Annotated in this window: 2 protein-coding genes; both read left to right on the top strand. The window is 73.0% G+C overall.

The window, feature by feature from the left end; all coding sequences use genetic code 11:
• The coding region (locus AC4IJH_RS42195) for an SDR family NAD(P)-dependent oxidoreductase (RefSeq protein WP_490857346.1) at positions 1 to 2,529 on the top strand (2,529 nt) is incomplete at its 5' end.
• Positions 2,530 to 2,589: 60 nt separating this feature from the next.
• A partial coding sequence (locus AC4IJH_RS42200) for a type I polyketide synthase (RefSeq protein ID WP_490857347.1) occupies positions 2,590 to 11,792 on the top strand: 9,203 nt, incomplete at its 3' end.

An 11,792-nucleotide genomic window follows, 5' to 3' on the forward strand; every position in this document is an offset into this window, starting at 1 on the left:
TGGGTGTCGGGCAGTGAGGTGGATGCCGCGTACTGGTACGCGAATCTGCGGCAGATGGTCCGCTTCGAAGAAGCCGTCCGGGTTCTGCTCGGTGAGGGGTACGGGGAGTTCGTCGAGGTCTCCCCGCACCCGGTGCTGACCGCTTCCGTGACGGAGACCGCCGAGGACGCCGGGAACATGGGTGTGCTGACGGTGGGCACGCTGGAGCGGGACAACGGTGGTGCCCGGCGTCTGATCACGTCGCTGGCGCAGGCGTATGTCGGTGGGCTGCCGGTGGATTGGAAGGCGGTGCTTTCTGCCGCGGAGTCGGTGGAGCTGCCGACGTATGCCTTCCAGCACCAGCGGTACTGGCTGGAGGCCGCTGCCACGGCCGCGCCTCTGGTGGGTGGTGATGGTGCGAGCACGGTGGCCGAGGCGCGGTTCTGGGCGGCGGTCGAGGGTGGTGATCTGGCGCAGATCGCGGACACGCTGGCGATCGAGGACCAGAAGCAGCTCGGTGCGGTGCTGCCGGCGCTGGCGTCCTGGCGGCGCCGCGAGCAGGACCGGTCGGTGACCGCGAACTGGCGCTACCGGCTGACCTGGACGCCGGTCACCGCGCCCGAAGCGGGGATGCTGCCCGGCACCTGGCTGGTCGTGACGCCCGCCGGACCTGCGGCGGCCGAGCTGACCCGGGGAAGCGTGGCGGTGCTGACCGCCCGCGGCGCCGAGGTGGTGGTCATGGAGACCACGGCGACGGCCGAGCGGGCGCGCATGGTCGAGCAGATCCGCGCGGAGCTGCCGGAGGCCGGGTTCGCCGGTGTCGTGTCGCTGCTCGCGCTGGACGAGACGCCCGTGCCGGAGTACCCGGTGGTGTCCGCAGGGCTGGCCGCGACGCTGACCCTGGTGCAGGCGCTGGGCGAGGCGGAGGTGGACGCGCCGCTGTGGGTGGCCACCTCCGGTGCGATGGCCGCCGGCTCGGGCGAGGGCCCTGCCAACCCGGTGCAGTCGCAGGTGTGGGGCCTGGGCCGGGTCGTGGCCCTGGAGCACCCGGACCGCTGGGGCGGGCTGATCGACCTGCCCGCCGTCATCGACGAAACGACCGAGGCGCGGCTGGCCGCCGTACTGGCCGGGTGCGGTGAGGACCAGGTCGCCATCCGCCCAGCCGGGATACTGGGCCGCCGGCTGACCCGGGCCTCCCACCCCCGGACCGTCGGCCAGGACTGGACGCCGCGCGGAGCCGCGCTGGTGACCGGTGGCACCGGCGCGCTCGGCGGGCATGTGGCGCGCTGGCTGGCCGGTCGCGGCGCCCAGCGGCTGGTGCTGACCAGCCGCTCCGGTCCCGGCGCGGCCGATGTGGCGGCGCTGGCGGCCGAGTTGGCGAAGGCCGGTTCGCGGGTGGACGTCGTGACCTGCGACGCGAGCGACCGGGCGGAGCTGTCCGGGGTGTTCAACTGGGTCTCGGCGAGCGGGCCTTCGGTGACCTCCGTGATGCACACTGCGGGCGTGGGGCAGGCAACTACGGTCCGGGAGACCGATCTGGCCGAAACGGCGACGGTGCTTGCGGCGAAGGCCGCGGGCGCCGTGCATCTGGACGAGCTGACCAGGGACCTGGACCTGGACGCGTTTGTGCTGTTCTCGTCGATCTCGGCGACCTGGGGCAGCAGCGTCCAGCCCGCCTACGGCGCGGCCAACACCTTCCTGGACGGACTGGCCGAACAGCGCAGGGCGCAGGGGCTGCCCGCCACCTCGGTGGCGTGGGGCCCGTGGAGCGGCGGCGGCATGACCGACGAGGACACCGCCGCCTGGATGGCGCGCGGCGGCCTCTACGCCATGGAGTCGGACCAGGCCGTACAGGCGCTCGCCCAGATCCTGGACGGCGGCGAAGGCCTGGTGACGGTCGCGGACGTGGACTGGGCGCGGTTCGCGCCGACCTTCACGCTGCGGCGGCCCAGCCCGCTCATCGAGAGCCTGCCCGAGGTCCGGCAGGCCCTGGACGCGGGCGGCACGGACGCGTCCGTCGCCCCGGACGCAGGCGTGTCCCTGAAGCAGCAGTTGGCGGGCCTCTCGCGCGCCGAGCAGAACCGGACGCTGGTCAAGCTGGTGCAGAGCAAGGCGGCGGCGGTGCTGGAGTACGCGTCGGCCGACGCGGTCGAGGCCACGCGCGCCTTCAGCGACCTGGGCTTCGACTCGCTGACCTCGGTCGAGCTGCGCAACCGGCTCAGCACGGCCACCGGTCTGCAACTGCCCGCCACCCTGCTGTTCGACTGCCCCACCCCGGTCGCGGTGGCCGAGTACCTCTGGAACGAGGAGTTCCAGGACGGGGCGGCTCCGGGGTCCCTCGTCGAGGAGGTCGACCGGCTCGGGTCGCTTCTGACCGAGGCGAAGCCGGACGAGAAGACGCATCAGTTGATCACCGATCGTCTGCAGGGGCTGCTGTCCCAGTGGAGCGAGTCCGGCGCCTCTTCGGGGCGTCAGGCGGTCGCGGAGAAGATCGGATCCGCAACGGACGACGAGATATTCGAGTTCATTCACAAGGAACTCGGCCGGTAGGTAGTTCTCCGTAATTGCGGACAGCAAGCTTGCATTTCAAGACTGGAATGGTGAGATCCGATGGCAGATGAAGAGACTCTCCGCGATTACCTCAAATGGGTAACGGCCAATCTGCACGACACGCGTCAGCGCCTGCGTGAGGTCGAGGAACGCAGCCAAGAGCCCATTGCGATCGTGGGAATCGGCTGCCGTTACCCCGGAGATGTCCAGGCCCCTGAGGATTTCTGGAAGCTGCTGGCCGCAGGCGGGGACGGGGTCGCCGGGTTCCCGTCCGACAGAGGCTGGGACCTCGATGAACTGTGCGGGCAGGACCCGGACGGCAATTCGCGTGTGCACGAGGCCGGATTCATCGAGGACGCCAGCGGATTCGACGCGGGATTCTTCGGGATCAGCCCGCGCGAGGCCGTGGCGATGGACCCGCAGCAGCGGCTGCTGCTGGAGGTGTGCTGGGAGGCGCTGGAGCGGGCGGGCATCGACCCGACCTCGCTGCGCGGTTCGCTGACCGGCGTGTTCGCCGGCGCCTCGCTCTCCGGTTACGGATTCGGCGCGGACGAGGACCTGGACGTCCACCTGATGACCGGGACCTCGACCAGCGTCATCTCCGGACGTGTGTCGTACTCGCTGGGCCTCGAAGGCCCGGCGGTGACGGTGGACACGGCCTGCTCCTCGTCCCTGGTGGCCCTGCACATGGCCTGCCAGGCGATCCGGTCCGGAGAGTGCTCGCTGGCGCTGGCCGGCGGCGTCACGGTCACCGCCATCCCGATCATGTTCACCCAGTTCTCCCGGCAGCTCGGGCTCGCCCAGGACGGGCGCTGCAAGGCGTTCTCGGCGGACGCCGACGGCATGGGCATCTCCGAGGGCGCGGGCATGGTCGTCGTGGAACGGCTCTCGGACGCCCGGCGGTTGGGGCACCCGGTACTGGCGGTGGTACGCGGGTCCGCGCTCAACCAGGACGGCGCCTCCAACGGCCTGGCCGCGCCCAACGGCCCCTCGCAGCAGCGGGTGATCCGGGCGGCGCTGGCCAGCTCCCGGCTGTCCACGGCCGATGTCGACGTGGTGGAGGCGCACGGTACGGGCACCACGCTGGGCGACCCCATCGAGGCGGGCGCGATCCTCGCCACCTACGGCCAGGACCGCCCCGAGGACCGTCCGGTGTGGCTGGGCTCGGTGAAGTCCAACATCGGCCACACCCAGGCCGCCGCCGGCATCGCCGGTGTGATCAAGATGGTTCTCGCGCTGCAGAACCAGCAGATGCCGCAGACCCTGCACGCGCAGGAGGCCTCGCCGCACATCGACTGGTCGGCCGGTGACGTACGCCTGCTCACCGAGGCCAAGCCGTGGCCCGTCGGGGAGCGGGTGCGACGCGGCGGAGTGTCCTCCTTCGGCGTCAGCGGCACCAACGCGCACATCATCATCGAGGAAGCCCCCGCCGAGGACCCCGAGTCCGAGGACGGCGCCCGTGGCGACGGCGCGTCCGAGGACGGCGCCACCGCGGCCGCCGAGGCCGACGCCGTGGCAGCGGCACCGGTGGTCTCGGGCGCCGCGGCATGGGTGGTGTCGGGACGCTCGGCGGAGGGCCTGACCGCGCAGGCGGACCGGCTGCGGGACTGGATGGCGGCCAGGCCCGGCCTCGAAGCGGGCGATGTGGCCTGGTCGTTGGCCCGGACCCGGTCGGTGTTCGAGCACCGCGCCGTGGTGCTGGGCACGGACCGCGGCGAGCTGGTCGGCGGCCTGGCACAGCTGGCCGACGCGCTGCCGGCGAGTTCGGTCGTCTCGGGTGTGGCGCACTCCAGCGCCCGCTCGGTGTTCGTCTTCCCCGGCCAGGGCTCGCAGTGGCTGGGCATGGGCAAGGAACTGGCCGCCTGCAGCCCGGTGTTCGCCGCCCGGCTCGCCGAGTGCGAGCGCGCCCTCGCGCCGTACGTCGACTGGTCCCTCACCGACGTGCTGACCGGCGCGGAGGGTGCGCCCGCCATGGAGGCTGCGGATGTGGTGCAGCCGGTGCTGTGGGCGGTGATGGTCTCGCTGGCCGCCGTCTGGGAAGCGGCCGGTGTGACCCCGGACGCGGTGGTGGGCCACTCGCAGGGCGAGATCGCCGCCGCGACGGTCGCGGACATGCTCAGCCTGGAGGACGGCGCGAAGGTGGTGGCGCTGCGCTCCCAGGCGCTGCGGGCGATCACCGGCGCCGGGGGAATGCTGTCGGTGACCGAGCCGGCCGCCCGCGTGGAGAAGCGGCTGGAACGCTGGGAGGGACGGCTCTCCCTGGCCGTCATCAACGGCCCCTCGGTCGTGGTGGTCTCCGGCGACGTGGACGCGCTGCACGAGCTCCAGCAGGAGCTCCAGGCCGAGGGCGTACGCGAGCGGATGGTCGCGGTCGACTACGCCTCGCACTGCGCGCAGGTGGAGCAGCTGGAGGACGGCATCACCTCCCTGCTGGCCGACGTGGCACCGCGCGCCGGCCGGATACCCATGCTCTCGGCCGTCACCGGCGAAGTCCTCGGCGGCGAGGAACTGGACGCCGCGTACTGGTACGGAAGCCTGCGGGCCCCGGTGCTCTTCGAGCGGGCCGTACGCACGCTGGCGGGCACGGGCCACCAGGTGTTCATCGAGGTCTCCCCGCACCCGGTGCTGATCGCGCCGATGACCGACACACTGGAGGCGGCCGCCGCCGACACGGGCCGCGGCGTGCAGGCCGGCGCGGTGTGCGGCACCCTGCGTCGCGACGACGGCGGAGCGATACGCCTTCTCACCTCGCTCGCCGAGGCGTTCGTCGCGGGTGTGGCCGTCGACTGGACCGCGGTCCTGCCCGCAGCGGAGCGGGTGGAGCTGCCCACCTACGCCTTCCGCCACGAGCGGTACTGGCCCAAGGGCATGATGGCCCTGCCGGGTGCGGCATCCTCGGCGGGCGGCGACCCGTCGTCGCTGGGACAGGCCGCGGTGGGGCACCCGCTGCTGCGTGCGGTGGTGGAACTGGGCGGCGGCGCGGGCCTGGTGTGCACCGGCCGGCTGTCGCTGCGTACGCAGCCGTGGCTGGCCGACCACGCCGTCGGCGGCGTCGTACTTCTGCCCGGCACCGGCTTCGTGGAGCTGGTGGTGAGCGCCGGCCATCAGGTGGGGTGCTCGCTGCTGGAGGAACTGACCCTGCAGGCGCCGCTGGTGCTGCCCTCGGACGGCGGCGGCGTACAGGTCCAGGTCGTGGTGGGCGGCGCCGACGACGACGGACGCCGTGAGGTGGACGTCTTCTCCCGGCCCGACAAGCCGGACGAGGAGCACGAGTGGGTCAAGCACGCGGGCGCCGTGCTGGCCCCCGCCCACACGCCCGTACAAGCGGAGCAGGACCTCAGCGTCTGGCCGCCGCGCGACGCCACCGCACTGGACATCACGGACCTCTACACCGTCCACCTGGCCGACATTTACGGCCCCGCCTTCCAGGGCCTGCGGGCGGTCTGGCGGCGCGGCGAGGACATCTTCGCCGAGGTCGTCCTGCCCGAGGAAGTCGCGGACGAAGCAGCCTCGTTCGGGCTGCACCCGGTGCTGCTGGACGCGGCGCTGCTCGCGGGCGTCGTGGCGGACGCCGCGGACGCGGACGCGGCCGATGAGAGCGAACCGGGCCAGATACGCATGCCGTTCGCATGGACGGACGTGGAGGTGCACGCGACCGGCGCCTCGGTCCTGCGCGCCCGCCTGCGCCGGGACGGACAGGGCAACCTGTCGCTGACGGCCGCGGACACCACCGGCCGCCCCGTGGTGACGGTGGCATCGCTGGTCACCCGCCCGGTCTCACCGGACCAGCTGCAGACCGGCGACGACTGGGTCAGCGACGCGCTGTTCACCGTGGAGTGGACCCAGCTGCCCCAGCAGAGCGCGGTCCTGGAGGGCCAGTTGGCGCTGATCGGCACCGACCGCTTCGGCGTCGCCGACCAGTTGAACGCCGCCGGGGTACCCGTGCGCACCTACGCCGACGTCGCCGAGATCGCCGCCGCCACCAGCGCGGGAGACATCGCTCCCGCAGCGGTGCTCGTGTGCGTGGGCGACGACGACAGCGGCGCCGGCTCCGTGGCCGCAGCGGCACGCCGGGTCGCCGGTGAGGCGCTCGAAGTGGTGCAGGAGTGGCTGAGCGCGCAGCAGCTGGAGTCCGCGCAACTGGTCGTGGTCACCCGTGGCGGGGTGGCCGTACGGGCCGAGGAGGGCGTGGCCGACCTGACGGCCGGCGCCGTGTGGGGCCTGCTGCGCTCGGCGCAGGTGGAGAACCCCGGACGGCTGGTCCTGGCCGACCTGCCCCCGGCCGGCAGCGACGGCCGACTGGAGCTGCTGCCCTCGGTCCTCGCCGGCGGCGAACCGGAAGTGGCCCTCCGCGAACAGCACGCCTACGGCAGGCGGTTGATCCGTCCCGTAGGCGAACTGGCACTGCCCGAGCCGACGGAGCAGCCCTCGCAGCCGCAGCACGGCACGGGCCCCCGCTCGGTGCTGCTGACCGGCGGTACGGGAACCCTCGGCGGGGTCGTGGCCCGGCACCTGGTGGCCACCGGAAGGGCCGGCGGCGTACTGCTGATCAGCCGTTCCGGCCCGGCTGCCGCGGGAGTGGCCGCACTGGCCGCCGAGGTGGCGGCGCTCGGCGGATGGGTCCGCGTGATCTCGTGCGACGTGGCCGACCGGGACGCGCTGGCCGCGGTGCTGGCGGACATCCCGTCCGACTGCCCGCTGGGGTCCGTCTTCCACGCCGCGGGCATCATCGACGACTCAATGATCGACTCGCTGACCGCGGAGCGGGTCGCCGCGGTGATGCGCCCCAAGGTGGACGCGGCCTGGAACCTGCACGAGCTGACCCAGGACATGGGCCTGGACCACTTCGTGCTGTTCTCCTCCGTGGCGGCGGCCTTCGGCGGACCCGGCCAGGGCAACTACGCGGCGGCCAATGCCTTCCTGGACGCGCTGGCGGGGTACCGCCGGGCGGCCGGACTCGCGGCGACGGCGCTGGCCTGGGGCCCGTGGATGCCCGAGGCGGGCATCGGCCGCGACCTGGACGAGCTGATGCTCCGACGGATGACCGGATCGGGACTCGCGGCGCTGAGCGAGAGCGAAGGCCTGCTCCTGCTGGACCTGATCCTGGAGCGGGACGAGGCCATCCTGGTCCCGACCCGCCTCGACAAGACCGCGCTGCGGGCGGTGGCCGCCGCCACCGGCATCCCGGCGCTGTGGCAGGTGCTGGCCGACGACTTCATCCCCCGCCGGACGGCCGTCACCTCCGCCGCAGGCGGTGCCGGCGCCGCCGATGCGCTGCGCCAGCAGCTGGCCGGGCTGCCGGGCGCCGAACGCGACCGGGTGCTGCTGGACCTGGTCCGCACCCACGCGGCCGCGGTACTCGGACACGCCTCCGGGGACGCGATCGAGGCGGGCCGCCCCTTCACCGACCTGGGCTTCGACTCGCTGATCGCGGTCGAGTTCCGTAACCGGATGAACCCGGCGACCGGACTGCGGCTGCCCGCCACGCTGGTCTTCGACTACCCCAACCCCGTGGCCCTGGCAGGACTGCTGCGCGAACAGCTGGCCGGTGACCTGTCCGACGTCGCCGAGCCCATCACCACCCCGGCGACGGCCGCGGTCGTGGCGGACGAGCCGATCGCGATCGTCGGCATGGCCTGCCGCTTCCCCGGCGGCGCGACCAGCCCCGACGAGCTGTGGCAGCTGCTGTCCACGGGCACGGACGCGATGTCCACCTTCCCCACCGACCGCGGCTGGGACATCGAGGCCCTGTACGACCCGGACATGGCCCAGGTCGGCACCTCCTACACACAGGTGGGCGGATTCCTCCAGGACGCCAGCGGGTTCGACGCGGGCTTCTTCGGCATCAGCCCCCGCGAAGCGCTCGCCATGGACCCGCAGCAGCGCCTCCTGCTGGAGGTGAGCTGGGAAGCCTTCGAGCGGGCCGGTATCGACCCGGCGAGCCTGCGCGGCAGCCAGACCGGCGCGTTCGTGGGCGGATACAGCTCCTCTTACCTCGCGGTCACCATGGAGGACGAGGCCGACCTCGAAAGCCTCGGGGCGCACCTGATGACCGGCAACGCGGCCAGCGTGCTGTCGGGCCGGGTGTCGTACGCGCTCGGTCTCGAAGGCCCGGCGGTCACGGTGGACACGGCCTGCTCTTCGTCCCTCGTGGCACTGCACCTGGCCGCCCAGGCCCTGCGCTCGGGCGAGTGCTCGCTCGCGCTGGCCGGCGGCATCACCGTCATGGCCAGCCCCGATGGCTTCCTGGCGTTCTCGCACGCCCGCGGCCTGGCGGCGGACGGACGCTCCAAGGCGTTCTCGGACGCGGCCGACGGCATGGGCATGGCCGAGGGCGCGGGCATGCTCGTCGTGGAGCGGCTGTCCGACGCGCGGCGCAACGGACACCCGGTGCTCGCCGTGGTGCGCGGCAGCGCGATCAACCAGGACGGTGCGTCCAACGGTCTGACCGCCCCCAACGGTCCGTCCCAGCAGCGCGTCATCCGCGCAGCCCTCGCCAGCGCCCAGCTGACCGCCGCCGATGTGGACGTGGTCGAGGCGCACGGTACGGGCACCACGCTGGGCGACCCCATCGAGGCGGGCGCGCTCCTCGCCACTTACGGCCAGGACCGGGGCGAGCAGGGCGCGTTGTGGCTGGGGTCGATCAAGTCGAACATCGGCCACACCCAGGCGGCGGCCGGTGTCGCGGGCCTCATGAAGATGGTCCTCGCCCTGCAGCACGAGCAGATTCCGCAGACGCTGTACGCGGACGTGCCGTCCTCGCACGTGGACTGGGAAGCCGGCGACATCAAGCTGCTGAACGAGCAGGTGCCGTGGCCGTCCGACGGCCGAGTGCGCCGCGCCGGCGTCTCGGCGTTCGGCATCAGCGGCACCAATGTGCACGTCATCCTGGAGGAGGCCCCCGAGCCCACCGAGACACCCGCCGAGGACGAGGTCCCCGGCGAGGCCCAGGGGACCGGTGCGCCCGAAACCGCCGCGGTCGTCGATCCCGGCGGGGTCGGCGCGTGGCTGGTGTCGGGCCGTTCGGCCGAGGGCCTGACCGCGCAGGCGGGTCGGCTGCGCGAGTGGGTGGCGGCACGTCCGGAGCTGGAACTGGCCGATGTCGGCTGGTCGTTGGCGACCACGCGGTCGGTGTTCGAGCACCGTGCGGTGGTGGTGGGCGCTGACCGTACCGAGCTGGTGTCCGGTCTGCAGAGCCTGGCGGCCGGTGTGCCTGCGGGTTCGGTGGTGTCGGGCGTGGCCCGGCCGGGTGCGCGGGTGGTGTTCGCCTTCGCGGGGCAGGGTTCGCAGTGGCTGGGTATGGGCCGGGAGTTGGCGGAGGCCAGCCCGGTGTTCGCGGCGCGGCTCGCGGAGTGTGAGCGGGCGTTGGCGCCGTTTGTGGACTGGTCGCTGAGTGATGTCCTTGCGGGTGCGGAGGGTGCTCCTGCTCTGGAGGCTGCGGATGTGGTGCAGCCTGCGCTGTGGGCGGTGATGGTGTCGCTGGCCGCCGTCTGGGAGGCGGCAGGTGTCGTCCCCGATGCGGTGGTGGGTCACTCGCAGGGTGAGATCGCTGCGGCGACGGTGGCTGGGATGCTGTCGCTGGAGGACGGCGCGCGGGTCGTGGCGTTGCGGTCGCAGTCGTTGAAGGTGCTGGCGGGTGCGGGCGGGATGCTCTCGGTGAGCCTGTCGGCCGCCGCTGTCGAGGAGCGCCTTCCCAAGTGGGGCGAGCGGCTGTCGCTGGCGGCCGTCAACGGGCCGTCCGCCGTGGTGGTTTCCGGCGATCCGGAGGCTCTGCAAGAGCTCAAGGCCGAACTGGAGTCCGAGGGCGTACGGGCCCGGATGGTGGCGGTGGACTACGCCTCGCACTCCGCCCAGGTGGAGCGGCTCGAAAAGGAGATCCTTTCCGTCCTCGACGGGATCGCGCCGCGTCGGGGTCGGGTGCCGATGGTCTCCGCGATGACGGGCGAGACGCTGTCCGGCGAGGAGTTGGACGCCGCGTACTGGTACGCGAGCCTGCGGGCCACCGTGCATTACGACCGTGCGGTGCGGGTGCTGGCCGGGACGGGGCACCAGATCTTCATCGAGGTGACCCCGCACCCGGTGCTGTTGGGAGCGATGAACGACACCCTCGAAGAGGTGGTCCTGGAGGCCGGTCCGGGCGCGGTCCCGGGTGCCGTGTGCGGGACGCTGCGTCGGGAAGACGGTGGCGCGGCGCGGCTGCTCACGTCGCTGGCCGAGGCATATGTGCAGGGCGCGACGGTGGACTGGCGCGCGGTGCTCCCGGTGGGCGAGCTGGTGGAGTTGCCGACGTACGCCTTCCGGCACCAGCGGTACTGGCCCGAGGGCGTGCTGGCGCTGCCCACCCAGGGCTCGGCCGTCGGTGGAGACGGCGCGAGTACGGCGGCGGAGTCGCAGTTCTGGGCTGCCGTCGAGGGCGGTGACCTGACACAGCTCGCCGACACGCTGGCGGTGGACGGCGGCCGTCCGTTCAGCGAGGTGCTGCCGGCGCTGGCGTCCTGGCGGCGCCGTGAGCTGGACCGTTCGGTGACCGCGAACTGGCGTTACCGGGTGAGCTGGGCGCCGATCACCGAGCCGGACTCCCGTGTGCTGTCCGGGACGTGGCTGCTTGTCGCGCCCGCTGGACCGGGTGAGGACGAGGTGGCGCGGCAGTGTGTTTCGGCGCTTGGTGCTCGTGGTGCCGAGGTCGTCGTGGTCGAGGTGCCGGCCGGGGTCGTGGGCCGGGACGGTGTGGCCGCGCTGCTCGGCGAGGCGCTGACGGGCGCGGAGTCCGCCGGTGTGTCCGGTGTGCTGTCGCTGCTGGCGCTGGACGAGACGCCGGTGCCGGAGTACCCGGTGGTGGCCGGTGGTCTGGCGGCGACGCTGGCCCTGGTGCAGGCCCTTGGCGATGCCGGGATGGTCGCGCCGCTGTGGCTGGCCACGCGTGGTGCGGTGGCCGCTGGTCCGGGTGAGGTGCTGGCCCGTCCGGTGCAGGCGCAGGTGTGGGGACTGGGCCGAGTGGTCGGTCTGGAACACCCTGAGCGTTGGGGCGGGTTGGTCGATCTGCCCGCGACGCTGGACGACCGGGCCGGTGCACGCCTGGTAGCGGTGCTGGCAGGCAGCGGCGAGGACCAGGTCGCGATCCGCTCGGCCGGGATTCTGGGCCGGCGCCTGACGCGGGTGCCCCAGTCCCGTGGGTCCGAGGAGGGCTGGGCGCCGCGTGGCAGTGTGCTGGTCACGGGTGGTACGGGTGCGATCGCGGGTCATGTGGCGCGGTGGTTGGCCGG

The organism is Streptomyces sp. UF-297 (assembly GCF_058245575.1).